The following is a 22,781-nucleotide window of genomic DNA, read 5'->3' on the forward strand; positions in this document are numbered from 1 at the left end:
GCTACTGGTCCCCTTTTCTTTATAAGTGAGGTGACTGGATGACAACCCTATCTATTGATATAGAAACGTATTGTGAGCTGAATTTGAAAGACGTTGGAGTTTACAGGTACGCAGAACATGAGAGCTTTGAAATCTTGATGATTGCTTACGCTTACGATGAAAACACTGTTCAGATTATGGACTTACATGATGAGGATTCTATTGATGATGCTGAGATGCTGTTTAGCGATTTAATCGATCCGACTATCACCAAAACGGCGCACAATGCAAACTTTGAACGCACTTGTCTAGCTAACTTCTTTGGTAAACCGATGCCGCCCGAACAATGGCGCTGTACGATGGTGGACTGCACAAGACTAGGCTTGCCAGCTGCGCTTGGAAAGGTGGCAGAGGTGCTTAAGCTCGACGAACAAAAGGATACCGCAGGGACGGCATTGATCAACTACTTTGCTAAACCGTGCAAAGCCTCAAAAGCGAACGGTCAGCGCACAAGAAACCTACCTGAGCACGATCCAGAGAAGTGGCAACAGTTTTTAGATTACTGTGTGCAGGACGTTGAAACGGAACGAGCGATAAGAAACAAAGTGACAAGCTTCCCAGTTTTACCGTTTGAACAAGAGCTGTGGGCGCTAGATCAAGAGATCAACGACGTAGGTGTAAGAGTGGATATGAGTTTTATGCAAGGCGCTGTGGTATGCGATGCCGAGAGCAAGAAACAATCCATGCATGAGGCTGAGCTGTTAACAGGTCTCGACAATCCCAACAGCCCTACACAATTGCTTGGGTGGCTCATAGAGCAAGGCGCAGATATGCCTAACCTAAAAGCCGATACGGTCGAGGTGTTTCTTGAGAGCTACAAACAAGGGCCCATTCATGAGGCGTTAAAACTCAGGCAAGAGTTGTCCAAAACAAGCGTTAAAAAATACAGCAAGATGCAAGACATGGTGTGCGATGACGGCAGAGTAAGAGGACTCCTACAGTTTTACGGTGCGTCCAAAACAGGACGGTGGGCAGGTCGAGGCGTACAGGTGCAAAACCTCACAAAAAACGAGATGAGCTTAGCTAGGATCGGTGAAGCGAGGAGTATCATGCGATCACAAGATTTTGACAGTCTCGACTTGATCTTTAACGAGAGCAAGCAAAACATCTTAAGTCAGCTCGTCCGCACCAGTTTTATCCCTCGACCAGGCTGTAAGTTTGTTGTCTCTGACTTTAGCGCAATCGAGGCGAGAGTCATCGCATGGTTCGCAAACGAGACGTGGCGCCTTGAGGTCTTTAACACACATGGCAAGATCTACGAGGCATCCGCAAGCGCTATGTTTAAAGTGCCGATTGAACAGATTGTTAAAGGCTCTGACTTAAGACAGCGAGGCAAAGTCGCAGAGTTGGCGTTGGGCTACCAAGGTGGTCCAGGCGCACTAATCCAGATGGGTGCTTTGGATGAAGGCATGGAAGAGTCAGAGCTTAAGCCTCTTGTGAACGCCTGGAGAGCCGCCAACCCAAACATTGTAAAGTTCTGGTATGCATGTGATGCCGCAGCACTATCAGCTGTAAGGGACAATCAGGTGGCACAGACACATGGGTTAACGTTTCGGAAGGAAAGAGGCTTCCTGTTCATTGATCTTCCGAGCGGTCGTAGTTTAGCCTACGCCAAACCGCACGTTGTTGAAAACAAATTCGGTAGAGAAGCCGTTGCCCATTTCGGCTTAGATGACAAAAACCGATGGACTCGTATTGACGCTTACGGTGGTAAATGGGTGGAGAACATTGTGCAAGCAACGGCAAGGGACGTCCTAGCCGAATCTATGATAAAGCTCCATAAGGCTGGATACCGCACCGTCATGCACGTACACGATGAAGTGGTTGAGGAAGTCGAAAAGAGCGACACGGACGCCCTAGACAAGATCGTAGAAATTATGAGCGAGCCACTCGATTGGGCAGAGGGCTTGCCGTTAGCAGCAGATGCTTTTGAAACGGAATTCTATATGAAAGATTAGGAGGGTTTTATATGAAAGACGGAGCTGTATTGATGTATCTCAAAGATGACCAATTGTATCCAGTGGTATTAACAGATGAACAAAATTTTGTTTTACAAATGACAACACGGCTGTTTGAACCTCTTAAACTAGTCGACCATCCACAACCTGCGGTCAATTTATTTGAAAAGAAAAAGGAGTGAGTTGATGTGGACGCGGAAATCGCAGTACACGAACACGCAGGATTAGTCCACCAACAGGCACTCAAGTACGAAAAGGCTGCAATCGTTGCAGGTCTTGGCAAGGAAGAGATCCTTCAAGAGGGGTTTATCGGTCTTATCCGAGCATGCCAAAACTTTGACGAGTCGAGAGGGTTTACATTTACGACATTTGCCGTGCCTTACGTCCGAGGCTACATGCTTAGCGCTTTAGACAAAGGCAACCGCCCAGTCAAATATACGTCTGGTTTTACAAGGGCTGTGGCGCACATCCGTAAAAACGATTGGCAAGATCGCAAGCCGGGGGATATCGCAAAAGACATCAATCTGTCAACTGAGGCGGTCGAGGCGGCATTTGCCTATATGTCTCACACATATGTGAGTGCTGACAAAGAGATCGGCAAGGATGACGGACTGACACTGCATAATGTACTGCCAACTATGGACGATTATACGGCTGTCGAGATACAAGAGTTTATCAACACTTTGTCGCCTGATCACCAGAGGGTCCTAAAACTTAAAGGCGAGGGCAAGTCCTATACAGAGATTGCACAGATCATGGGACTGACTCGGCAAGCACCTCACAACGCCATGCGCCGTGCGCGCAGGAAATATGCCACATTTGTAGAGCGAGGTGTGCGTCATTATAACCCTCCAAATGTACCTTGATAAGAAAGCTAACGGTGAACGTGATTACAAAATTTGCAAAGAGCTTGGTATGTATTTAATAGATTTCATCCCGATCCTGCGAGATTGGGGTGTGCTGGAGAGAGGAGTTGACCTTATGCCAGAGCCAGCGCCAAAGGTGAAGAAAAGAAAGAGAAGATCGAAAGGACCAGGTCTGACAATTGAGCAGTATGAAGAGTTAAAAGGGCAAGGGCTGACAGACCAAGACATTAACGCAAAATTTGACCGCGGATACACGTGGGTCGCTATGTATAAGGATCGGTGGAAAAAAGAGGGCTGGGTGCAAGATAAAAAGGCACGCCAGCAAGCCAAGGAGGAGAAAAAGATGAGTGGAAACAGTGAGCATTTGTCTAGCAAAGTGCAGGAAGTTAGTGAGTCATTTAAAGAAAAAAATGTTAGTGCGCCAGAAGCAAAAGAGGCGTCTGATACTCCTCTATCAAAAACACTCGACGTGTTGGAGACTGCCAACGCAAACTTGAAAATCAAGTTGGATGATAAAAGTGAGCGCATCCAAGATCTTGAGGACAAAAACGATCGATTGCGCAAAGAGAATGAAGGGCAAAAGAAACGGATCGAGGATTATGAAAACGAGATTCGCAAGCTTGAAAACCGAACGGGCAATCAACAGGCCGCACTTGACAAAGCGATAAAAGATTTAAAGAAAACACAGGCTGACCTAGTCGAATCGGATACCAATCTTGAAAAGGTTCGTGATCAAAACGCGGCGTTAAAAGACAAATTTGGCGAGAAAGTGATGGAGTGCAACAGGCTGCATAAACAAAAAGAGCAGATCGAGGATAATCTGCAAGCCGCTGAGGAGGCACTTGTCGCTGTCGAGGGCGAGTCCCAAGCGTACACCGCTGATGCCGCGTTAAAAGGGCATTATGACGAATTGAAAGAGAAATACGAGAAATTGAAAACATCAAACGCTGCTTTGGCAGAAGAATACAGAAAGGCCCGACAGACTTGCTCTGAATTATCCGACCGAGTACTTACTCTCAATGCAAAGGTCAAGGACTACCGCAGAATACTAGGTCACGAGCTTGAGGTGAGCAAATGAAGCTGAACGATTATCAAAACCTATCGAAACGGACACTACCCGGGGAGCACCTCAGCCAGGTGGAAAGAGTAAGCAACTACGCAATGGGGCTGTCAGGTGAGGCTGGCGAAGTTACAGACCTGCTCAAGAAACAACTGTTTCATGGGCATAGATTAGATCCCTCTGCCTTGGCTTATGAGCTTGGAGACGTCTTGCATTACGTCGCAGGTCTAGCAACGATGCACGGCTTGACACTCGAGCAGGTAGCGACCCAGAACATTACTAAACTCGCTAAGCGTTACCCTGATGGGTTCAGCGAGGAGGCGTCACGAGGTCGTCAGGATGGTGGGGATTGATGTACAACGAAATCGATTATTTAATGACGGCAGCTGAAAGGAATGCAAAGTACAGCACCTGTAAGAAACTACAAGTCGGGTGCGTGTTAATAAAATCTGATGGCTACTTTGTAGGTGGTTGGAACAGCGCGACAGGCTGCGAGAGTGTCAAAGGTTGTGAGGTTGAAGGGCACTGTAGGAGTACCCTCCATGCGGAGATGGATGCATTGATCACTTGTGCTAGGTTGGGGCAGTCGACCTACGACGCCACTTTATACGTCACGCACTACCCCTGCCCCGACTGTCTCAAGCATCTACGTGCTGCAGGTGTCCGTAAAATCTATTACAAACATGAGTATCCGCATGCGTACAGTAACAATTTTGCGGACGGTATGGAGATTATTAAGTATGAGGAGAGTGTGCTCAGATGACGCAGAAGAAATATTACGGCATCTGGAACTCTCACAAGAAAAAGTGGCAATTTAACATTATCGCCAGTACGAGGTTTGATGCTAAAGGATTGTTGCATAGCAGGATAGGTTTCGCCGGTCATGATTCGCGATACGAAGCAAGGGAGTTGCCAACAGACCATCCCGTGTATACAGAAAATGAGAGTGTATTGACGCAGGAAAAACCAAAAATGTACTTTGGCATCTGGAACGCTTGGAAAAAGGAATGGCAGTTTAATATTGTCGCTAACTCTAAGACGGCCGCTAAGCGAATGCTGCACAAAAAGATAGGGCACGACGCTAAAAAATGGCGATTTGAACCGAGAAAGCTTCCAAAAGACCATCCAGTATATAAAAGGGAGAGTGCTGTAAATGAATAGAATCACAGCTGAACAGGCGTTAGAGCTGTATGCCAATGCCGGATGCGAAGAATTGCTAGGTGAAATTTATAAAGCCATCACTAGGACAGCGCAGTTAAAACAATCTAAAACGACGATCAACGTGGATGACGAATACCTATCGTTCGTAGATTATATTGAAGAAAACTTGAAAGAGGCTGGATATAAGGTAAAGACTTCCGCTAATTATGACGCCACTAAATTTAAGATCAGCTGGGCGCACTTGCTGCCAAAGGAGGATGCTGAGTGATGGGAGAAAAATGGAGCTATGCCACGCCAGATGTACCCCTTAGTGCCAAAGAAGCCGTTGAACGTTATCAATCTGCTAATGCAGCAAACATCCTAGCTGATATCTATATGCTGGTCGCACAGGCTGCTTCGAGGCGAGAAACTGATGTGACCTACGACGTTTCAAGCGATGACAAGAATCTAATCCCTGTCGCTGTCGATACGCTAAAACAGCTAGGATATGAAGCCGTCCCTTTTTATTCCGAGGTTCAGCCTTGCAACATTAATGTGGATTGGTACCACTTAATAAAGGAGGCGTCTCGAGATGAAGAATAAGACGAACCGATTGCTGTTGTATTGCCTTACGTTCGGTCTGTCTGTGTTCGTCCTCTTTCACCATACGGTTCTCTATTTCACAGAGGGAGCCAGTAATTTCAATAGACTCTTAATGGTTTATGGGTTGTTCGCTTCCTCGTTTTCGTACGTTGGTATCTTGTTCAACATCAAAGGAGTAGATGATAAAGATGCCGATTGAATACCACTTGATCTATTGGGCTGCTGCCGCAGTGTCTTGTCTCGTTAGTGTTGCGATACATGCTAAGGGAGGTTGGTCAAGATGACAATTGAGGAGACATTTAAGCAGTTGACAAGAGTAGCGTACGAAGATGCTGACGATTTACAACTTAGAAAACCATTCTCCATTTCAGAATTGCATCGGATGAGAATACTTGCAAGCGCATTAAACAGAGCATGCGCTGATGAGATAGGCGAACGCATTGAGGAGGGCGGCGAACAATGACAAAAGACCAATTGCACGACCTACACGAATACGTCGGCACAGAGCAACCAGCTTTGTACGCCGAGGCAATGACTGAGTCTCTTGATCCGGTTGTTATCTTATACAAGGTGTTTGATCAATTGACGGCACGGGTTGAAGAGCTTGAGGATTTGCACCAGTGGGCAGGTGGTCGGGATGCGTGAGATTAAATTCCGAGCGTGGGATAAAAAGTACAACATCATGAACCCGACTGGCGATCACATGTGGAGCGATGAGTTCATCACCTGCGACGGCAAAGTAGTTGAGAAAACCGAAAACAGCAGAGGTTATAGGGGGACAGAAACGTTTTTTGAAGATATATCTGATCAAAGAGTACTGATGCAGTATACAGGCTTGATAGATAAGAGCGGACAAGAAATTTACGTCGGTGACGTTCTGGAAGCCACGAAATTCTGGCTTTATAAAATTAACGTCGAGGTGTGCATAGGGCATTACAAACAAGATGGGAGCGGCGGTGAGTATGCGCCAACCGATTGCTACGGGGTCTATGCTCGTGCTATTGAACCGGATGCTGAAGACGAAGATGGTTGCCGGATTCTATCTGATTATGAATTAGAGACCTCTATTCTTCGCTTCGACGAGGTAAAGGTTATCGGAAACATCTATGAGAATTCGGAGCTGGTCAATAGTGGCAAAGCGTAGAAAATGGATCTTGCTCAAGCGATACGAAGACGGCTATGCAGTGCATATCTATGAGCCACTGTTGCAGCGTGAGATAGGCAACAAATTGCGTCAAGGTTGGACGATTGTCAAGTAAATGAGGAGGTGTTTACGTGCGCGAGTGTCGCAATTGTGGAGATGAATTGCCCCCGGAAACAGAGCATTATGCGATCGATGATAAGAAGTATTGCACAGATTGTATCAAAGTCTATCCCAAAGGAGAGGTGTATTTCATAGATGAAGAGTTCCTTGGTGATGACGACAGCGTTGAGCATGTAGAAAGCTACGATGATGAGTATGAAGAGGACGAGATGAAATAAAAGGTTAGAAAGTAGGCGGCGTTTATGTTGGAAACGTCAAAGAAGCTCACAACAATTAAATATGATGGGGACATCAGCATATCGACTGCCAGCAGGCGTACAGCAATAACCTGGAGCAATCAAGAGTTGACCTGGTCGGATTTTCTTAAGAAGATCAACGACACGGTAAGGACCAAGGAGTCTGGCACCGAGTACCACAAGATGCGCAAGCCAGAGCAGGATGACATTAAGGACGTTGGAGGCTTTGTGGGCGGTCGTCTCAAGGGCGGTCGCCGTAAGGCTGACAAGGTGTTTAATCGATCGATCTTGACGCTGGACATCGACTTTGGCGAGGAGGGCATGGCTGAGACAGTGGATATGCTGTTCGGTCATGCTTATGCCCTTTATTCAACGCACAAGCACACGGCAGAGAATCCAAGATTGAGAATGATCATTCCGTTGACAGAGCCAGTCACCGCCGAGCAGTATGCGCCACTTGCCAAAAAGGTCGCTGAGCAGATTGGCATTGACTACTTCGACGACACGACCTACCAGGCACACCGTTTGATGTACTGGCCGTCAACGAGTAGCGATGCACCGTTCTTCTTTGATTATAACGATACGACCTGGCTCAACCCTAATGACATGCTAGACAAGTACTTGGACTGGCGTGATCCGTTAGAATGGCCCACGTCCTCACGGCAACAGCGCACATACTCCAAGCTGGCAGATAAGCAGGAAGATCCTGATGAAAAGCCTGGTCTCGTTGGTGCCTTTTGCCGGACGTACACGATACAGGAAGCGATAGAAACCTTCTTGGCTGATCGATACGAGCTTTACCAAGAGGGGCGTTACACGTATGTGGACGGGAGCACGGCTGGCGGTCTTGTGCTGTACGACGATGGCAAATTTGCTTACTCGCACCACGGCACAGATCCTACGAGCAGTCAGCTGGTCAATGCATTTGACTTAGTGCGATTGCACAAGTTTGGCGAACAGGATGAGGATGTTGAAGCAGGTGTAAAGTCTAATCAACGACCGTCCTATAAGGCCATGATCACTTTTGCGCAGAAGGATGAAGGGGTTAAGGAAGAAACCGCAAGCGCACGGATCAGCGCAGCACAGGACGACTTTGACGAGATTGAAGTATCAGCAGAGGACAAAAAAGACGTTAAGTGGGCTAAGAAGCTGCAACATAACAAGATGGGTGAGGTAGAGGCGAGTGTGCCAAACCTTGTGCTCGTCTTGGAAAACGATCCACTGTTAAAAGGCAAGATAGCGACCAATGAGTTTAGCAACAGACTGATGCTGCTGAAAAGCACGTCATGGAAACGGCTAAAGAAATCAGAGAATTGGACAGATGCGGACGATGCAGGACTAAGAGATTACATTGAATCCTATTACGGCATTTATCATAAGAGCAAAACGGAGGATGCGTTGAGGGTGATCTCAGAACGTCAGAAGTTCCACCCCATTCGTGATTACTTGAAAACCTTAAAGTGGGATGGCGAAGAGCGACTGGACACTTTGTTCATCGACTATTTAGGTGCGGAGGACAGTGAGCTGAATCGAGCGATCACGCGTAAGTCATTTACTGCAGCTGTCGCCCGAGTAATGGAGCCAGGCATCAAGTTTGACTACATGGTAACACTTTATGGGGCACAAGGTATCGGTAAGTCGATGCTGATCAACCGAATGGGCAAGAGTTGGTTTAGCGACTCTCTCACGACGGTGTCAGGTAAAGAGGCGTTTGAGGCGCTGCAGGGGGCTTGGATTATTGAAATGGCTGAGTTGTCCGCAACAAGGAAAACCGATGTGGAGAATATCAAACACTTCATATCTAAACGCGAGGATCGGTTCCGTGTGGCATACGGGAGACATACCGAGGACTTCCCACGGCAGTGCGTGTTTTTCGGAACAACGAACGATGCAAACTTTCTAAAGGATAAAACAGGTGGTCGACGCTTTTGGCCTGTGACGGTCAGAGCCGAGCACAGAAAGTGTAGATGGTCCGAGCTGAAGAGTGATGAGATTGATCAGCTTTGGGCAGAGGCAAAACACAGGTATGAAGATGGTGAATCGCTTTATCTGTCGGATGCGATGGAGGCAGACATGCGACTAATTCAGGAGGCACATACGGAGGAATCGCCTTGGGCTGGCTTGGTGCAGGAGTACCTGGACACCTTGTTGCCTGAGAACTGGGATGCTATGGAGCTAAGTGAGCGCAGACTGTTTTTGAGCGAGGATTTCGGAGAAGCTGAGGGCACTGTTGAGCGTGATCGTGTGTGTGCGTTAGAAGTTTGGTGTGAGTGTCTGGGCAACGACAAACGACGGTTTTCACCCACAGAACGACGGGAAGTGAACGATATTTTGCGTCGAGTGGATGGCTGGAAACCGAACGATAGTACCTCAACAGGGAGGTTAAAGTTCGGGAAATTGTATGGAGCACAGAAGGCATATGTACGTGAAAATGATCTAATTTAGGGTGTTCTTGGGTGGTGTTCTTAAAGGTGTTTGCGGTGTTCGTGAATCATGTAAAGGTGTTCGTTAACCGTCCATGAACACCCCACGAACACCCTTCACGAACACCCCTTGATCCTTAGAGCCTCAAGGCTTTAATCCCAAAGGTGTTTATGGTGTTTGTTTTTTAGTTAGTAAGTAATATAAGTGTATATAGTGGGTGTATAGGAGCCTGAACACACGTATACACGTATATATATATGTTGGACGTTTTTCAAGGACACCACGAACACCCTAGATTTTACCAATGGAGGTTCAGCCATGCGAGAGAGGCAAGTGGAAAAGTATCTAAAAACGAACATTGAGCGTTTGGGTTGGAAGTGCTTGAAATTTGAGTCGCCAGGATATGCCGGTGTGCCTGATCGGATTTGTTTACTACCTGGAGGGCGAACGGTTTATGTGGAATGCAAACGACCTGGCGAGAACTTGAGAAAATTGCAGCAGAAACGCAAAAAGGATTTTGAAGCACTAGGGCATGAGGTTTTTAAGGTAGACGACTACGATTCCGTTGATCGGTTAATCGATCGGATTAAATAAGAGTGGGAGGTGATCTGCAATGGCCATTAAGTTTAATCCACACAGCTATCAAGAATATGCCACAAAGCAGATCATTGACAATAAGAAATATGCGTTGTTCTTGGATATGGGCTTGGGAAAGACAGTTTCGACGTTAACAGCCATTGACGAGCTGATGAACGATCACTTAGAGGTGAATAAGGTGTTGGTCATCGCACCTTTACGAGTCGCAAGAGATACCTGGTCCCGTGAAGCCCAAAAGTGGGAGCACACGAAGCACCTCACAGTGAGCAAAGTGCTAGGCACCGAGAAGCAAAGACGTCAAGCGCTGATGAAAGAGGCAGACATTTACGTCATCAACAGAGACAACGTTGTCTGGCTGGTGGAGCACTACCGTGAAAAAGGGCGAGAGATACCGTTCGACATGTTGGTGGTGGATGAGCTTTCAAGCTTCAAGGCACCAGATTCAGAGCGTTTTAAGAACCTTCGTAAAATCAGCCCACTGTTTAAACGTTTTGTTGGCTTAACAGGCACACCAGCACCGAACAGCTTATTGGACCTATGGAGTCAGGTGTATCTGATTGATCGCGGTAAACGCCTGGGGCAGACGCAACAATACTACAAGATGCGGTATTTTTATCCGGTGAGTAACGGATCGGGGTTTACACAAAAGCATCTATTACGACCAGAGGCAGAGAAAAACATTTACGAGTTGATTGATGACATTTGCGTGTCGATGAGGAGCAAAGACCACATAAAGTTACCGGATCGAGTGGACAACATCATCACCGTCAACTTATCAGATAAAGAGCGAGCGTTGTACAAAGAGCTGGAGAAGGAGAAGATCTTGCAGTTTGAGGACGGCGACATTGTTGCAAATAGTGCAGGGGCTTTAAGCCAGAAGCTTTTGCAGCTGTCAAACGGAGCAAGCTACAACGAGGACCATGGTGTGAAGCAGATTCATAACCGCAAGATGGAAGCACTTGAGGAGATCGTTGAGGAAGCACAAGGACAATCCATTTTGCTGTTTTACAGCTTCCAACACGATCGGGACAGGATCAAGAAAAAATTCAAGAATGCCGTCACTCTGGATGACCATGACGATGTAATAGCCGATTGGAATGCAGGTAAGATCGATATGCTTATCTGTCATCCAGCAAGTGCCGGACACGGACTAAACCTACAAGATGGCGGTCACATCATGGTGTGGTTTGGGCTTACGTGGTCCCTGGAACTTTACCAGCAAGCCAATGCCAGACTGCATCGACAAGGCCAAGAGGAGACGGTGGTCATTCACCACATACTCACGGCGAATACCATCGACCAAAAAGTCCTGAAGGTTCTGCAAGGCAAAGAAAAAGGGCAATACGATTTACTCGACGCTGTGAAAGCGCAAATGGAGGCGGTCAGCGATGACGACAGCGATTAAGAAAGCAACGTTTAAGCATGTGGAAGCCGAGCTGTTCCAGTACCACGAAACGAAACGAGAGATCCTGAAAAGACGAGAAGAGATTCTGCATGCACCACGAGGACGAGATGAGAACATCGGTGGTGGTCGATCAAGTGAGCCAGGACGACCTACGGAACGGATCGCCACCAGGCTGTTGTCGGACGTAAGACTAAGGAGTCTTGAGGAAGTAGTGGATGCGATAGAGACCTCCTTCGAACAGCTACCTGAGCATTACCAAGAGGTGATCAAGCTTAAGTATTGGTCCGGCAAGAGCTACACATGGGCACAGATTGCAGACAAGGCATACGTCCATCCAAACACAGCTACGAAAATGCGTAAGGAGATCGTCTATTTAGTCGCTGCTAAACTAGGGTGGGGTTAATTCGTGTGATAAGATTGTGATTTTGACCCCCCAAATTCTGCTATACTAGTATCATGGGAAAGAAAAGCAAGCGTCCGCTCTAGTGAGTGGGCGTTTTTGTCACAATATGTCGAAGGATATACCTACCAATCTCCACTACTTTTGTCCTAGAATGGAGAAAAGGGAGGGATTGTGTTGAGTGATAAGTACGAAGCGTTACATTCCGCATTGGAGCTAAGGTTTAAGGATGGACGAGCAATAAACAATCATCTAGAAAGCTTGTTTATTAAGTTGCAAAGAACGTTAGAATACGTTGTAGATAACCCCAAGAATCCATTTGAGGTATCGGTAAACAAGTTGCAGGGAGAATATAAGGTTTCGTTATTCGGTAAAGAGACTGCGTCTATAACGTTCAATGTTTACAAAGATCGAGGAAGAATGGTAGTGGAGATTAATAACAAAATCTCAGAAGAAAGTGATATATTTTTCGAGGACGGGAAGTTCTTATTGTCCGAAAAAGACAAGGATAGTGATCTGATCGACTTTGATGATGATGCTTTTGAAGAGAAACTAAACACCACATTCGTCACCCGCTTTTAAGCACCCAATAACCGGGTGCTTTTCTTATGCACAAAAAGAAAAACCTCGTTATGCACGAGGTCTTCTCATGAAGCTTAGCATTACCACGAGGGTTAGCGACAGCTCCACTGTTATGTGGACAGTGATGTCCATAGACAACACCCTTTCTCCCGCCATGAGACGGCTAGGCCAGTAAGGGCAGAGCCCGTTACCAACCGAGAACGGTGGCCACACACTGACCATATTATACCAAAGTAAATAGGAGTGGTCGAGATGAAATGTAAGCTACACGACGTGCCACCAGTGACATGTGGCGTATGCGGATCCGATAGATTTACCACCTGGACACTGTACACGGACAAGGATAGATACAGAGAGACACATGAGTGTAGGAAGTGCCACAACTCATACAGGAGGTATGGCCGTGCAAAAGCCCCTCAAACCATGCAATGAGATGACATGTAATCAACTAACACGCAACAGGTATTGTGAGGCTCACACTCATATCAAGCCAGACTACGAGCAACACAGAGGCACAGCTCACCAACGTGGATACAACACACGATGGCGTAAGGCTAGACAAGCGTACCTTGCTGCTCATCCTGTATGTGTAGAGTGCAAGCGTATGGCTAACGTGGTGGATCACATCACACCACATAAAGGTGATGACGATTTGTTTTGGGATCAAGGCAACTGGCAAGCAATGTGTACCAGCTGTCACAACAGCAAGACAGCGAGGGAGGACATGGGATCATGGCAAAGCAGACTGTAAAGATACCTTGGTATAGTGATGTAACGTATGTGGTAGTCAATTGGTTAGGCAAGAGAGGCATCATCAATGAGGATCAGGCGTTAAGGATCATCAAACGGTTCGTGAGTCGCCCTGTGTTGGTGGTCAACTCGAAAAAATGACGGTTTCCATGAAAATGGTAATGATTACCATTACGATTGAATTGTCTGACAATTACCATACCCCCCTGGGTCGGATTTCCAGAAAAATTCCTTTAGAAACCGCCGCCCCCTCAACATTTGAACGAATTCCCCACGACGAGTTCAAATGAACCTGAGATCGTACAGGATCATAAAAAGCCTAACCTAGAAAGGAGGAACGGACATGGCAGGATCAAGACAACCCATCAATCTGGTTGTTGCAAAGGGCAAAAAGAACCTAACAAAGAAAGAAATCGAAGAACGAATGAAAGCAGAAGTGCAAGCGGAGAGAGATAAGGTCCAACCGCCTGCGTATCTGACCAAGAAGCTAAAAGACGAATTTACGGAAATCGCAAACGAGCTGTTGCGCATCAATATCATGACAAACCTTGATAACGATGCGCTGGCTCGTTTTGTTATGGCTCAAGACTTGTACATTAAGATCACGAAAGCGCTGCTCAAAGAAAAACCAATCGTGAAGAATCCCACCACTGGTGAGGAAGGGCTAAACGGCAAGCACATCGAGTTAACAAAAACACAAGATAAATTATTTAAACAGGTTCGTGCGGCCGCCTCCGATCTAGGATTGACCATCAGCAGCCGTTGCAAATTGGTGTTACCAAAAGCGGACAAAAAAGAAGATCCAACCCCCGAACAACAAAGATTTGGTGGTCGCGTATGAGCCACGCTCAAGTGTTACTGGATCGTGTCCTGGATTATGCAGAGGACATTGTGGCAGGTAAGATCACAGCGTGTAAAAAACATAAGTGGTCTGCCAAAAGGTTCTTGCGAGATTTCGAGAACCTGGAGAACGAAGAAGGCAAGTACTACTTTGACATAGACGAGCTGGAAAATTTTCATGAGTGGGCAAAGTTGTTCAAACACACCAAAGGCGTTCTTACTGGTCAACCGATTGAACTGGTTGATTTTCAACTTTTCATCGGTGCGAACCTATTTTGTTTTAAGCGTAAAGCCAATGGTCGTCGCAGATTCAACAAGGCATATATTCAGCTCGCAAGAAAAAATGCTAAGACTCAATTTCTGGCCATCATCTCAACGTACGTTGCTTTTCTTTCTGAAGAGCAGGACGAATGCTACATTGCCGGATGGAGCAGAGAGCAGTCAAGCATCTGTTACGAAGAGGTTTTGTCACAGATAAGAGCGTGTGATCTATTACGAAACAAGTTTTCGGACAGCTATGGCAAGGTGAAGCATTATAAGACTGGATCCGTCATCCAACCTCTATCTCGAGAAGCAAGGAAAACGGGAGACGGTAAAAACCCTAGCTTGGGTGTTGTGGATGAGTATCATGCACATGAGACGCGAGAAATTTATGATGTGCTCGTATCTGGTACCGTCGCAAGAGCGAACGCACTTATGGTCATCATCACGACAGCAGGATTTGACCTGGCAACACCATGTTTTGAGGAGTATGAGTACTTGTCCAAGGTGCTTGACCCCGATAATGACGCCGAAAACGACGAGTATTTTGCGATTATCTGTGAGCTTGATCCTGAGGATGACATCAAGGACGAGGAAAATTGGATCAAAGCCAACCCGATCGTTGCTAGTTACGAAGAGGGCATTGAATCATTACGTCAGGAACTAAAAATTGCGCTTGATATGCCGAACAAAATGCGAGCGTTCTTGACCAAAAACATGAATCGGTGGGTCGATCAAAAAGACAATGCCTACATGGACATGGGGAAATGGCGCAAATGTGCAGGAATCATGCCAGAACTTTCGGGCCTTAAAGTGTATTGTGGTTTTGACTTGTCGGCAACGATGGATTTGACGAGTGTCGGCTTTGATATACCGATCGATCGAGTTCATCATGTTTTCGGTCACTCATTTTTACCCGAGGAACGACTACGCGAGAAGATGGCCATCGAGAAACAACCGTACGACATTTGGAGAGATCGAGGGTTTGTCACGGCAACGCCTGGCGAAGTCGTCAACTACCATATGGTCGAGGAATATATCTTACGAAAACTGGACGAACTTAATCCAAGCGATGTGGAAATATGCCACGACAGATGGAACGCGGCTCACCTAGCGCAGTCGCTCATGAACAGAGGCTTGACGGTGGTTGAGATACCGCAGATACCAAAACACTTGGCACTGCCAACCAAAAACTTTTTGGAGAGTGTGTTTGATAAAAGAGTTGTGCATGACGACAACCCTGTTGTTAATTGGGCAGTGGGCAATGCGGTTACACACGAGGATCACCAGGGCAACATGATGCTCAGTAAAAAAGTCAGCAAAAACAAAATTGACCCCATAGCGGCGATCATCAACGCACACGCCAGGGCCATGCACGATGAGAACAACATTGATCTAAATGCATATCTCACATCAAGTGAATTCAGTTTTTAGGAGTGGTGGCTAATGAAAAAATACCTCAACGACATATTGTTTGTGGCGGGTGCCGCCTGTTGGATAACTGCAGCATATAGATACTCACTAAACATCGGTCTGATAACGACGGGTGTATTTTTTATGCTTTCTGCCGTGGTGGTGACAAGGAGGTGAGATAAATGATACTAGATAGGATTTTAAACCGTGGTACGCAAAAACGATCACAAACATTTGCACTTAACGATCCTCACGACTGGTTTGCAAACCTATTTGGTGGCAGGGAGACGAAATCAGGCATTAAGGTCAGCAAGCAAACAGCCTGGATGCATCCTGATGTGTTTAGTTGTGTAAACGTTTTGTCCGATGATGTAGCAAAACTGCCGTTGCGAGTTTACCGTAAACAAAAGGGTAGCGTAGAGCCAGCGCCTGAGCATCCAGTTAACAGACTTCTCTACGAAAAACCAAACGAGTACATGACACCTTACGTTTTTAAAAAGCTACTGGAGACGCATTTAGGGTTCTATGGTAATGCGTATGCGTTCATTAAGTTTTCAGAGGACGGATCGCCAGTAGAACTTATGCCAATGCTTCCTAACCAGGTTCATCCGCATTTGGATCCGTCAAACGGTCGACTCTATTACCAAGTGACAATTCACAATAAAAACATGGAGCTCTACCCTGAGCAGGTCTTGCATTTTAAGCAGCTAACGACAGACGGGATCATCGGTAAGTCGCCCGTCGAAGTCGCAGCCGAACATGTTGGTGCGCAGTATGCAGCTACTGCATATAACAGCAAGCTATATCAGAACGATGCGACGCCACGAGGAATACTTAAAGTGCCAGCCAAGCTCAATACAGACGCTAAGAATAGTGCGCGCGATGAGTGGATCAGGGTCAATCAAGGCGAGAACATTGCCATCATTGATGCTGGTCTGGAGTATCAGAGTGTGTCGATGCCGTTGGAGCAAGCGCAGTTTGTTGAGTCTATGAAATACAATCGCTCGCAGATTGCAGCTATTTATAAAGTGCCGCCTCACAAGATCAATGAGTTGGACAGAGCGACGTTTAGTAATATCGAGCAACAAAGCCTGGACTACGTAAAAAACACGCTGCAGCCGAAGCTCGTTAATTTTGAGCAAGAAGTGGCAGCCAAACTCTTTACAGATGCAGAGAGGCGAAAAGGATACTATGTAAAATTCAACGTCAACAGTGAATTGAGAGGTGACTCGAAGTCACGAGCAGAATTTTATGAAGTCATGTTGCGTATTGGTGCTATGAGCATCAACGAAATTCGTGGTTTAGAGGAACAAAACGCTATTGAGAACGGCGATCGCCACCTGGTAAGTCTCAACTACACCTTCCTGGACAAGTTGGAAGAGTATCAGATGGCTAAAGCTGGCTCGAAGGGAGGTGAGGCGAATGGGGAAGGAAATCCGGAAAATAACAACACAGATTGAGCTGAGGGCTGAGGATGAAGATAAAGATGGTGTCATTGAAGGCTATGCGCTGAAATTCGAGCGCTGGTCAGAGGAATTAGGGTTCTTCGTCCGATTTAAAGAGATTATCGACAAAAATGCTCTAAATGAAGCGGATATGCGAGATGTGTTGGCACTATTTAACCACAACGACAACTATCCACTGGCTCGTAACACGGTAAGCGGAGATGGTCCAGGAGCGTTGCAATTGGACGTTGACGGCATCGGTCTCAAATTTAGGTTTGTACCGACCGCAACGAGTTACGGCAACGACCTAAAAGAGAGTGTCCGCGCTGGAGTTATCGGAAAATGTAGCTTTGCATTTGAGATTGATCCGGAAGATCCCGGTGCGGAGGAAATCACCTACGATGAGGCAGAGGACATGTACAAAAGGCGCATCCTCAAGTTTAAACGGATCCATGACATTAGTTTAGTCACCAGTCCAGCTTACGAGGATACAGAAGCCGTACTCTCTGCGCGCAGTAAACAAAAAATGGATGAGCTAAAAACACCACAACGAAGTGCCGAGCTAGAAAAACTAAAATTACAAAACGAGCTAATGGACCTCACAACTGTGTAGGTCTATTTTTATGCTCAAAATGGAGGATTTAAAATGACGAAAAAAGAACGCGAACTACGAGCGCAACTGCAAGAAATGAAAAAAGCAGCAGATAAATTGATTGAGGACGGAAAAACAGAAGAAGCGCGTTCCAAGATGGATGAGATGAAAGGTGTTAGAAGCCAAATTGAATTGTTGGTTGAGGCGCGTAGTTTCGAAATGCCATCAGTTAAAGGCGAAAACTATGTGCCAGAACTAGAACGAAAAGACCCTGATCCAAAAGACGAAAAACGATCTGATGAGAAGTATCAAGAGGAGTATAGACGTGTTTTCCTGATTGGATTGCGCGGACAAAAGTTATCTTCTGATGATCGTAGCATCTTGGAAAGCACAGAAAACCGTGCCATGTCTGGAGACACAGGTGAGGACGGCGGATTGATCGTACCTCAAGATATCTCCACACAGATCAATGAGCTAAAACGTCAATGGAATCCGTTGGAACAGTATGTACGCGTGGAAAATGTGGCGACCCGAAGCGGATCTCGTGTATTTGAAGCTAATAGTGATTTGACGCCTTTTGAAGTCTTGGAAGAGATGGGGCAAACTCCCGAGATCCAAAACCCTAAATTTAGCTCACTGAACTACGCTATCAAGGATTATGGTGGTATTTTGCCACTTCCGAACAGCTTCAAGGCAGATACAGACCAAAATATTATGGCGTATATTGCCCGTTGGTTTGCTAAAAAGTCCGTTGTCACTCGTAATAGCTTAATCCTGGCACTAGCAAACACACTTGCTAAGAAAGATCTTAAAGATGTTAATGCGATTAAAACTGTGCTTAATGTGGGGCTTGACCCAGCAATTAAGATTAACTCTATTTTTATTACCAACCAAGATGGCTTCAACTTCCTGGACAGCTTGATGGACGGGAATGGACGTCCTTTGCTTCAGCCTGATCCTACTTCAGCAACGAACCAACTTTTGTTTGGTAAACAAGTTGTTGTCATCAGTAACCGATTTTTACAGACTACTGGCACAACAACTAAAAAAGCACCTCTCATCATTGGTGATCTTAACGAAACTATTACATTGTTTGACCGCCAACAACAATCCATCGCATCTACGGATGTTGGTGCAGGAGCGTTTGAAACCAACAGCACTAAAGTCCGCGGTATCGAGCGTGAGGACGTTCGTATCTTTGACAATGAGGCGGCTGTTTTTGGTCAGCTCACGATCACAACTGGCACTGGTGCCTAATGCTAGATGACGTTAAAAGTTATCTCAAAGTAGAGTGGGAGGATGAGGATGTTTTACTGTCCTCCCTTATTACTGCTGCCGATCAATATGTACAAAACGCCGTTGGTGTGATCGCTAATGATGAGCTGTACAAGCTCGCTATTAAATTCTTGGTCGCGCATTGGTTCGAAAACCGTGAAGTCGTTGGCAAGGTCAACAACATGCCTCATGCGCTTGATGCAGTCTTGACACAATTACAATATTGTCGAGGTGTTGTCGATGAACCCGGGCAAACTTGATCGACGCTTAGAGATTTTAGAGTTTAAAAGAACTGTAGATGAAGAGGGCTTTCCAACTGATGAGTGGGTGCCGACGCGAAAGATCTGGGCAAGCCGAGAGACGTTATCAGGAAGAGCTTATTTTGAGGCGTCAGCGGCTCAATCAGAGGTGTCAGAGCAATTTACAGTCAGATATGGAAATAAGCTCACAGATGACGAAAAGCGTGTCCGTTGTGGTGGTGAAGCGTTCGTAGTTGAAGCTTTTCTACCGGATCCAATGGGTGACAGGTCGGAATCTCACATCTTAGTCAAGGTGGTGAGCGAATGAGCGGTATGGAGATGCAAGGAATGGAACAGCTTCTTGCTCGTCTGCAAAAGCTAGGTGGCAACGTTGAAAAAGCCGAGAACAGAGCACTTAAAGCCGGAGGTGAAGTGGTTGCCGAACTTGCGAGGAGCAAAGTCAATCGATCAGACAAAGAGCAGGTCCACATTGCTGACAACATTAAAGTTAGTGGCGTTAAAGGTGTGGAGGCTGGTGATAAACATGTGGACATCGGACCTGGCAAAGAAACCGCGTGGCGAGCAAAATTCTTGGAGATTGGAACTAGCAAGATGCCAGCCTATCCATTTATGGGTCCATCGTCCGACGAGGGACAGAAACCTGCACGAACCGCCATGAGCGCCGAAATTGCTAAAGCGGTGAGCAAGCTATGATCAATAAGAAAACGGAAATGAGCAAAGCACTTCGAGCGAACGAGGTGCTTTTTAATTTGGTTGACGGTCGCATTTTTGCAGCAAGTGAGCTACATGACTACCCATCTGTAACCTACTTTGAGGTAACCAACTTTGACAGCCAGTACAGCGAGGATGCGCCTTATGCGTCTGACATCACGATGCAAGTCGATGTGTGGTCAGAGGGATCCACAACAGACATAGCTGTACAGGTCGACAAGACAATGAAGCAATTAGGTTTCTTTAGATCCTCAGCATCAGATTTATACGAAGAAGATACGCGCATCTACCATAAGGCGATGCGCTACAAAATAAGGGAGGCTTTTTAAATGGCTGCACGAATTGGATTAAAAGATTTTCATACAGCACTTGTGACAAGCGATGACGCAACGGGAACGGTGTACGAGACACCAGAGTTCTTGAGCAAAGCGATTAGTGCCACGATTACACCAACAACAAACACGGCTACTCTTTATGCAGAGGATTCCGCAGCAGAAACCGCAACATCTTTGGGGCCCGTAAACGTTGTGGTCAATGTACGCGATCTGACAACAGCACAACAAGCACGTTTGCTAGGGCACCGAATTACATCAGATGGTGTGTTGGCAAGTAACAAGGGTGACTTGGCACCTGAATTAGCGCTAGGATTCCGAGCAGAAAAATCGGACGGGTCTTATCGATATGTGTGGTTGTTAAAAGGACGTTTTGCATTGTCAGAGGATAGCTACCAAACCAAAGAAGAAACACCAACCTTCCAGACAGCGACCATTAATGCAACGTTCCTCCCACGAGAGAGTGACGGTGAGTGGAGATTTCTGGCAGATGATAATGACGAAGGCTTTGCTGGTGGCGCCGCATGGTTTGAATCGGTGTATGAAGAAACAGCCCCAAACCCGTAAGGGCTTCCGCGTTTTTATCACCATGGCAATACGTCGTGGTAGGACAGCAGAAGCCGAAATAAAAAAACACAGGAGGGCTTCGGCTCTCCTTTTTGAGGTGTAAATATGGCTCAATATAGAAACGGAGTGCTAATGCAGGAAGTGCTTTTACCAGGCAATGTGCCTGTGTGGATCGCTGTACCTCAGCACCAGGGCATTGATGGCGAACAGGTGCAGACGGGCGCAAATAATCCGATGCCTGTAACAATGGCTGGTGGCATCGGGCAAGGGTCGCTGTACGGAGAAAAAACAGTTGGAGCTACCGCAACTGCTATCAGAATAGGATCTAGTGATTTGGCAGGGAGACAATCTGTGTTGATTGTTAATAATGATCCTGAGAATGATATTTTTGTAGGATTTGATAACGCAGTTACAACGGCTAACGGCATCCCTGTTTACGCAGGGCAGGAAAGGCTTTTTAAGGTAAGCAACATCACGTTGTATGCCATAGCATCTACACCTACAAGCGTAAGGGTAGCTGAGATCAAATGAGTGCGATTAAACACGCCGCACGACCTCAGTCAGCATTAGCGCTAGATGGCGTGGATGATTATTGTATCATTCCTCACCATTCAAAGTTTGACAGCATAAAAGCTATCGAATTTATGGTTTTTGTGCGCTCGTATAACGATAGTGGAAGCGCACTCCGCATTAATGCGTTTATTACAAAAAGACTAACTGGATCGTCAGAATCCGAATTGTTTTTCTTTTGCCGATCCGATAAAAGAAACACCTTGATTATCAGTTGGGGTGGCTTATCGACCAGGTGGGATACAGGCTACACGATACCGCTAAACAAGTGGACGCGTATAGTTGTACAGCTTGCAGATGGTGGAGATAGGCAACTTGTCGTCAATGGTGAAGTAGTAGCGAGCACTACAACTCCTGCCAGAGCGCTCAGCAATAGCGATCTGTATATAGGCAAAGATTCTGCATCAGCGCAATACTATACAGATGCGATTTTTAAATACGTGAGGTTCTGGGGAGATTCAACTCCCATCGCTAGCTACAACATGGACGATTGTGAAGGTACGACTCTTGTTGATGATGATGCAACCAACCCAATCCACGGCTTTATTGCAGGCGCTACATGGCGATACTATCAGCCTGTAAAGGGAGTGATTGTTGGATGATACATTCATTCGAGGTTTATAGTCCTTCAGGGATCGAAATTAAAGAGTACGATACATCAAAAACAAAAGAACAATGCGTTACTGAAATAGTAGACTCGTTGAAATCGGTCAAGTGGTACCGCATCCGATATCACCTATGTCATAACGAAGAGCAAAAGCCTTGTGATCCGTGGCAACTGGAACATGAACATGGAAATATACCAGACCCTGAAATTATTTAAAACATGGAGGTTTTAATAATGGCTAAGAACGATGTAAGGATTAAGAGAGTGCCTATAGAGTTGGACAAAACACGCCATTTGGTCTTTGACATGAACGCCTTTTGTGAGCTAGAGGACGAGTACGGTGATTTCCAAGAAGCGATGAACAAAATCAGTTCTGGTTCTATCAAAGCCACTCGCGCAATGTTGTGGGCGGCTCTAATCCACGAGGATGAAACACTCACACCTAAAAAAGTCGGTGCGATGATTGCTCCCAACCAACTTGAGGGCATAGTTACAAAAATTACTGACGCCATCACCGCAGCACTCCCCGAAGCCGATGAGTCTGACACAAAAAACAAGTAGAGCCTGATCCCAACGAATCCATG

Annotated in this window: 36 protein-coding genes; all 36 read left to right on the forward strand. The window is 46.2% G+C overall.

What is annotated here, in order from left to right; all coding sequences use genetic code 11:
- Window positions 1-38 precede the first annotated feature (38 nt).
- The 36 genes from EV213_RS11275 to EV213_RS11435 all read left to right on the forward strand — a co-directional run bounded on the left by EV213_RS11275 (window position 39) and on the right by EV213_RS11435 (window position 22,758).
- Window positions 39-1,997: a DNA polymerase gene (locus EV213_RS11275; protein ID WP_133580635.1), complete on the forward strand. Its 1,959-nt coding sequence runs from the start codon at window positions 39-41 to the stop codon at window positions 1,995-1,997.
- A gap of 11 nt (window positions 1,998-2,008) precedes the next feature.
- Window positions 2,009-2,179, forward strand: a complete 171-nt coding sequence (locus EV213_RS20745) for a hypothetical protein (RefSeq protein ID WP_166639268.1) — start codon at window positions 2,009-2,011, stop codon at window positions 2,177-2,179.
- A gap of 6 nt (window positions 2,180-2,185) precedes the next feature.
- Complete coding sequence (locus EV213_RS11280) at window positions 2,186-2,863, forward strand: sigma-70 family RNA polymerase sigma factor (protein WP_133580636.1); 678 nt, start codon at window positions 2,186-2,188, stop codon at window positions 2,861-2,863.
- 115 nt (window positions 2,864-2,978) lie between these two features.
- Window positions 2,979-3,941 (forward strand): coiled-coil domain-containing protein, encoded by a 963-nt coding sequence (locus tag EV213_RS11285; RefSeq protein WP_133580637.1) that lies wholly within the window; start codon window positions 2,979-2,981, stop codon window positions 3,939-3,941.
- Window positions 3,938-4,276, forward strand: coding sequence for a nucleoside triphosphate pyrophosphohydrolase family protein (locus EV213_RS11290; RefSeq protein ID WP_133580638.1), 339 nt, complete (start codon window positions 3,938-3,940; stop codon window positions 4,274-4,276). The genes EV213_RS11285 and EV213_RS11290 overlap by 4 nt, the downstream gene beginning before the upstream one ends.
- A 23-nt stretch (window positions 4,277-4,299) precedes the next feature.
- On the forward strand, window positions 4,300-4,686 hold the full coding sequence (locus EV213_RS21335; RefSeq protein WP_424923046.1) for a deoxycytidylate deaminase: 387 nt from the start codon (window positions 4,300-4,302) through the stop codon (window positions 4,684-4,686).
- Window positions 4,683-5,084: a hypothetical protein gene (locus EV213_RS11300; RefSeq protein ID WP_133580640.1), complete on the forward strand. Its 402-nt coding sequence runs from the start codon at window positions 4,683-4,685 to the stop codon at window positions 5,082-5,084. Before EV213_RS21335 ends, EV213_RS11300 begins: the two co-directional genes overlap by 4 nt.
- The gene (locus EV213_RS11305) at window positions 5,077-5,352 is read left to right on the forward strand and encodes a hypothetical protein (protein WP_133580641.1); all 276 of its coding nucleotides are present in this window, start codon (window positions 5,077-5,079) and stop codon (window positions 5,350-5,352) included. Before EV213_RS11300 ends, EV213_RS11305 begins: the two co-directional genes overlap by 8 nt.
- A complete protein-coding gene (locus EV213_RS11310) occupies window positions 5,352-5,666 on the forward strand; it encodes a hypothetical protein (protein WP_133580642.1) in 315 nt (104 codons plus the stop codon). Before EV213_RS11305 ends, EV213_RS11310 begins: the two co-directional genes overlap by 1 nt.
- The gene (locus EV213_RS11315; protein ID WP_133580643.1) at window positions 5,656-5,865 is read left to right on the forward strand and encodes a hypothetical protein; all 210 of its coding nucleotides are present in this window, start codon (window positions 5,656-5,658) and stop codon (window positions 5,863-5,865) included. Before EV213_RS11310 ends, EV213_RS11315 begins: the two co-directional genes overlap by 11 nt.
- Before the next feature lie 81 nt (window positions 5,866-5,946).
- Window positions 5,947-6,129: a hypothetical protein gene (locus EV213_RS11320; RefSeq protein WP_133580644.1), complete on the forward strand. Its 183-nt coding sequence runs from the start codon at window positions 5,947-5,949 to the stop codon at window positions 6,127-6,129.
- Window positions 6,126-6,311: a hypothetical protein gene (locus tag EV213_RS11325; protein WP_133580645.1), complete on the forward strand. Its 186-nt coding sequence runs from the start codon at window positions 6,126-6,128 to the stop codon at window positions 6,309-6,311. Before EV213_RS11320 ends, EV213_RS11325 begins: the two co-directional genes overlap by 4 nt.
- Entirely contained in the window at window positions 6,304-6,810 is a 507-nt protein-coding gene (locus EV213_RS11330) for a YopX family protein (RefSeq protein WP_133580646.1), read from the forward strand. The genes EV213_RS11325 and EV213_RS11330 overlap by 8 nt, the downstream gene beginning before the upstream one ends.
- Window positions 6,797-6,925 (forward strand): hypothetical protein, encoded by a 129-nt coding sequence (locus EV213_RS21210; protein ID WP_279512762.1) that lies wholly within the window; start codon window positions 6,797-6,799, stop codon window positions 6,923-6,925. The genes EV213_RS11330 and EV213_RS21210 overlap by 14 nt, the downstream gene beginning before the upstream one ends.
- 16 nt (window positions 6,926-6,941) lie before the next feature.
- On the forward strand, window positions 6,942-7,148 hold the full coding sequence (locus tag EV213_RS11335) for a hypothetical protein (RefSeq protein WP_133580647.1): 207 nt from the start codon (window positions 6,942-6,944) through the stop codon (window positions 7,146-7,148).
- A 24-nt stretch (window positions 7,149-7,172) separates the two neighbouring features.
- On the forward strand, window positions 7,173-9,611 hold the full coding sequence (locus EV213_RS11340) for a virulence-associated E family protein (RefSeq protein WP_133580648.1): 2,439 nt from the start codon (window positions 7,173-7,175) through the stop codon (window positions 9,609-9,611).
- A 297-nt stretch (window positions 9,612-9,908) separates the two neighbouring features.
- The gene (locus EV213_RS11345; protein WP_133580649.1) at window positions 9,909-10,184 is read left to right on the forward strand and encodes a PDDEXK family nuclease; all 276 of its coding nucleotides are present in this window, start codon (window positions 9,909-9,911) and stop codon (window positions 10,182-10,184) included.
- A 19-nt stretch (window positions 10,185-10,203) separates the two neighbouring features.
- Window positions 10,204-11,592: a DEAD/DEAH box helicase gene (locus EV213_RS11350; protein ID WP_133580650.1), complete on the forward strand. Its 1,389-nt coding sequence runs from the start codon at window positions 10,204-10,206 to the stop codon at window positions 11,590-11,592.
- Window positions 11,576-11,995 (forward strand): transcriptional regulator, encoded by a 420-nt coding sequence (locus EV213_RS11355; RefSeq protein ID WP_133580651.1) that lies wholly within the window; start codon window positions 11,576-11,578, stop codon window positions 11,993-11,995. Before EV213_RS11350 ends, EV213_RS11355 begins: the two co-directional genes overlap by 17 nt.
- Window positions 11,996-12,169: 174 nt before the next feature.
- On the forward strand, window positions 12,170-12,574 hold the full coding sequence (locus EV213_RS11360) for a hypothetical protein (RefSeq protein ID WP_133580652.1): 405 nt from the start codon (window positions 12,170-12,172) through the stop codon (window positions 12,572-12,574).
- Window positions 12,575-13,007: 433 nt separating this feature from the next.
- On the forward strand, window positions 13,008-13,325 hold the full coding sequence (locus tag EV213_RS11365; protein WP_341770347.1) for an HNH endonuclease signature motif containing protein: 318 nt from the start codon (window positions 13,008-13,010) through the stop codon (window positions 13,323-13,325).
- Window positions 13,307-13,465 carry a hypothetical protein gene (locus tag EV213_RS20750; RefSeq protein WP_166639269.1) on the forward strand — a complete coding sequence of 53 codons (159 nt, stop codon included), beginning with the start codon at window positions 13,307-13,309 and terminating at the stop codon, window positions 13,463-13,465. Before EV213_RS11365 ends, EV213_RS20750 begins: the two co-directional genes overlap by 19 nt.
- Window positions 13,466-13,667: 202 nt before the next feature.
- Window positions 13,668-14,165, forward strand: coding sequence for a phage terminase small subunit P27 family (locus tag EV213_RS11370; RefSeq protein WP_133580654.1), 498 nt, complete (start codon window positions 13,668-13,670; stop codon window positions 14,163-14,165).
- Window positions 14,162-15,859, forward strand: coding sequence for a terminase large subunit (locus tag EV213_RS11375; RefSeq protein WP_166639270.1), 1,698 nt, complete (start codon window positions 14,162-14,164; stop codon window positions 15,857-15,859). Before EV213_RS11370 ends, EV213_RS11375 begins: the two co-directional genes overlap by 4 nt.
- 161 nt (window positions 15,860-16,020) lie before the next feature.
- Window positions 16,021-17,298: a phage portal protein gene (locus EV213_RS11380; RefSeq protein WP_133580655.1), complete on the forward strand. Its 1,278-nt coding sequence runs from the start codon at window positions 16,021-16,023 to the stop codon at window positions 17,296-17,298.
- A complete protein-coding gene (locus EV213_RS11385) occupies window positions 17,261-17,896 on the forward strand; it encodes an HK97 family phage prohead protease (protein ID WP_133580656.1) in 636 nt (211 codons plus the stop codon). Before EV213_RS11380 ends, EV213_RS11385 begins: the two co-directional genes overlap by 38 nt.
- Window positions 17,897-17,929: 33 nt before the next feature.
- Window positions 17,930-19,132: a phage major capsid protein gene (locus EV213_RS11390; RefSeq protein WP_133580657.1), complete on the forward strand. Its 1,203-nt coding sequence runs from the start codon at window positions 17,930-17,932 to the stop codon at window positions 19,130-19,132.
- Window positions 19,132-19,410 (forward strand): head-tail connector protein, encoded by a 279-nt coding sequence (locus tag EV213_RS11395; RefSeq protein WP_133580658.1) that lies wholly within the window; start codon window positions 19,132-19,134, stop codon window positions 19,408-19,410. The genes EV213_RS11390 and EV213_RS11395 overlap by 1 nt, the downstream gene beginning before the upstream one ends.
- Window positions 19,391-19,717 (forward strand): phage head closure protein, encoded by a 327-nt coding sequence (locus EV213_RS11400; RefSeq protein WP_133580659.1) that lies wholly within the window; start codon window positions 19,391-19,393, stop codon window positions 19,715-19,717. Before EV213_RS11395 ends, EV213_RS11400 begins: the two co-directional genes overlap by 20 nt.
- Window positions 19,714-20,103, forward strand: coding sequence for an HK97-gp10 family putative phage morphogenesis protein (locus EV213_RS11405; protein WP_133580660.1), 390 nt, complete (start codon window positions 19,714-19,716; stop codon window positions 20,101-20,103). The genes EV213_RS11400 and EV213_RS11405 overlap by 4 nt, the downstream gene beginning before the upstream one ends.
- The gene (gp17, locus tag EV213_RS11410; RefSeq protein WP_243740071.1) at window positions 20,100-20,450 is read left to right on the forward strand and encodes a DUF3168 domain-containing protein; all 351 of its coding nucleotides are present in this window, start codon (window positions 20,100-20,102) and stop codon (window positions 20,448-20,450) included. Before EV213_RS11405 ends, gp17 begins: the two co-directional genes overlap by 4 nt.
- Window positions 20,451-21,020, forward strand: a complete 570-nt coding sequence (locus EV213_RS11415; RefSeq protein WP_133580661.1) for a major tail protein — start codon at window positions 20,451-20,453, stop codon at window positions 21,018-21,020. It begins immediately after the preceding gene.
- Between the two features lie 105 nt (window positions 21,021-21,125).
- Window positions 21,126-21,551 (forward strand): hypothetical protein, encoded by a 426-nt coding sequence (locus EV213_RS11420; RefSeq protein WP_133580662.1) that lies wholly within the window; start codon window positions 21,126-21,128, stop codon window positions 21,549-21,551.
- Window positions 21,548-22,192, forward strand: a complete 645-nt coding sequence (locus EV213_RS11425) for a LamG-like jellyroll fold domain-containing protein (RefSeq protein WP_133580663.1) — start codon at window positions 21,548-21,550, stop codon at window positions 22,190-22,192. The genes EV213_RS11420 and EV213_RS11425 overlap by 4 nt, the downstream gene beginning before the upstream one ends.
- Complete coding sequence (locus tag EV213_RS11430) at window positions 22,189-22,413, forward strand: hypothetical protein (RefSeq protein WP_133580664.1); 225 nt, start codon at window positions 22,189-22,191, stop codon at window positions 22,411-22,413. The genes EV213_RS11425 and EV213_RS11430 overlap by 4 nt, the downstream gene beginning before the upstream one ends.
- Before the next feature lie 18 nt (window positions 22,414-22,431).
- The gene (locus EV213_RS11435; protein WP_133580665.1) at window positions 22,432-22,758 is read left to right on the forward strand and encodes a hypothetical protein; all 327 of its coding nucleotides are present in this window, start codon (window positions 22,432-22,434) and stop codon (window positions 22,756-22,758) included.
- The last annotated feature ends 23 nt before the right edge of the window (window positions 22,759-22,781 follow it).

It is taken from the genome of Aureibacillus halotolerans (assembly GCF_004363045.1).
Lineage (GTDB): Bacteria > Bacillota > Bacilli > Bacillales > DSM-28697 > Aureibacillus > Aureibacillus halotolerans.

Coding starts and splice junctions, on each gene's coding strand:
- EV213_RS11275 (WP_133580635.1), top strand. CDS start 39: ATGACAACCCTATCTATTGATATAGAAACGTATTGTGAGCTGAATTTG.
- EV213_RS20745 (WP_166639268.1), top strand. CDS start 2,009: ATGAAAGACGGAGCTGTATTGATGTATCTCAAAGATGACCAATTGTAT.
- EV213_RS11285 (WP_133580637.1), top strand. CDS start 2,979: ATGCCAGAGCCAGCGCCAAAGGTGAAGAAAAGAAAGAGAAGATCGAAA.
- EV213_RS11290 (WP_133580638.1), top strand. CDS start 3,938: ATGAAGCTGAACGATTATCAAAACCTATCGAAACGGACACTACCCGGG.
- EV213_RS21335 (WP_424923046.1), top strand. CDS start 4,300: ATGACGGCAGCTGAAAGGAATGCAAAGTACAGCACCTGTAAGAAACTA.
- EV213_RS11300 (WP_133580640.1), top strand. CDS start 4,683: ATGACGCAGAAGAAATATTACGGCATCTGGAACTCTCACAAGAAAAAG.
- EV213_RS11305 (WP_133580641.1), top strand. CDS start 5,077: ATGAATAGAATCACAGCTGAACAGGCGTTAGAGCTGTATGCCAATGCC.
- EV213_RS11310 (WP_133580642.1), top strand. CDS start 5,352: ATGGGAGAAAAATGGAGCTATGCCACGCCAGATGTACCCCTTAGTGCC.
- EV213_RS11315 (WP_133580643.1), top strand. CDS start 5,656: ATGAAGAATAAGACGAACCGATTGCTGTTGTATTGCCTTACGTTCGGT.
- EV213_RS11320 (WP_133580644.1), top strand. CDS start 5,947: ATGACAATTGAGGAGACATTTAAGCAGTTGACAAGAGTAGCGTACGAA.
- EV213_RS11325 (WP_133580645.1), top strand. CDS start 6,126: ATGACAAAAGACCAATTGCACGACCTACACGAATACGTCGGCACAGAG.
- EV213_RS11330 (WP_133580646.1), top strand. CDS start 6,304: ATGCGTGAGATTAAATTCCGAGCGTGGGATAAAAAGTACAACATCATG.
- EV213_RS11340 (WP_133580648.1), top strand. CDS start 7,173: ATGTTGGAAACGTCAAAGAAGCTCACAACAATTAAATATGATGGGGAC.
- EV213_RS11345 (WP_133580649.1), top strand. CDS start 9,909: ATGCGAGAGAGGCAAGTGGAAAAGTATCTAAAAACGAACATTGAGCGT.
- EV213_RS11350 (WP_133580650.1), top strand. CDS start 10,204: ATGGCCATTAAGTTTAATCCACACAGCTATCAAGAATATGCCACAAAG.
- EV213_RS11355 (WP_133580651.1), top strand. CDS start 11,576: ATGACGACAGCGATTAAGAAAGCAACGTTTAAGCATGTGGAAGCCGAG.
- EV213_RS11365 (WP_341770347.1), top strand. CDS start 13,008: ATGACATGTAATCAACTAACACGCAACAGGTATTGTGAGGCTCACACT.
- EV213_RS20750 (WP_166639269.1), top strand. CDS start 13,307: ATGGCAAAGCAGACTGTAAAGATACCTTGGTATAGTGATGTAACGTAT.
- EV213_RS11370 (WP_133580654.1), top strand. CDS start 13,668: ATGGCAGGATCAAGACAACCCATCAATCTGGTTGTTGCAAAGGGCAAA.
- EV213_RS11375 (WP_166639270.1), top strand. CDS start 14,162: ATGAGCCACGCTCAAGTGTTACTGGATCGTGTCCTGGATTATGCAGAG.
- EV213_RS11380 (WP_133580655.1), top strand. CDS start 16,021: ATGATACTAGATAGGATTTTAAACCGTGGTACGCAAAAACGATCACAA.
- EV213_RS11385 (WP_133580656.1), top strand. CDS start 17,261: ATGGGGAAGGAAATCCGGAAAATAACAACACAGATTGAGCTGAGGGCT.
- EV213_RS11390 (WP_133580657.1), top strand. CDS start 17,930: ATGACGAAAAAAGAACGCGAACTACGAGCGCAACTGCAAGAAATGAAA.
- EV213_RS11395 (WP_133580658.1), top strand. CDS start 19,132: ATGCTAGATGACGTTAAAAGTTATCTCAAAGTAGAGTGGGAGGATGAG.
- EV213_RS11400 (WP_133580659.1), top strand. CDS start 19,391: ATGAACCCGGGCAAACTTGATCGACGCTTAGAGATTTTAGAGTTTAAA.
- EV213_RS11405 (WP_133580660.1), top strand. CDS start 19,714: ATGAGCGGTATGGAGATGCAAGGAATGGAACAGCTTCTTGCTCGTCTG.
- gp17 (WP_243740071.1), top strand. CDS start 20,100: ATGATCAATAAGAAAACGGAAATGAGCAAAGCACTTCGAGCGAACGAG.
- EV213_RS11415 (WP_133580661.1), top strand. CDS start 20,451: ATGGCTGCACGAATTGGATTAAAAGATTTTCATACAGCACTTGTGACA.
- EV213_RS11420 (WP_133580662.1), top strand. CDS start 21,126: ATGGCTCAATATAGAAACGGAGTGCTAATGCAGGAAGTGCTTTTACCA.
- EV213_RS11425 (WP_133580663.1), top strand. CDS start 21,548: ATGAGTGCGATTAAACACGCCGCACGACCTCAGTCAGCATTAGCGCTA.
- EV213_RS11430 (WP_133580664.1), top strand. CDS start 22,189: ATGATACATTCATTCGAGGTTTATAGTCCTTCAGGGATCGAAATTAAA.
- EV213_RS11435 (WP_133580665.1), top strand. CDS start 22,432: ATGGCTAAGAACGATGTAAGGATTAAGAGAGTGCCTATAGAGTTGGAC.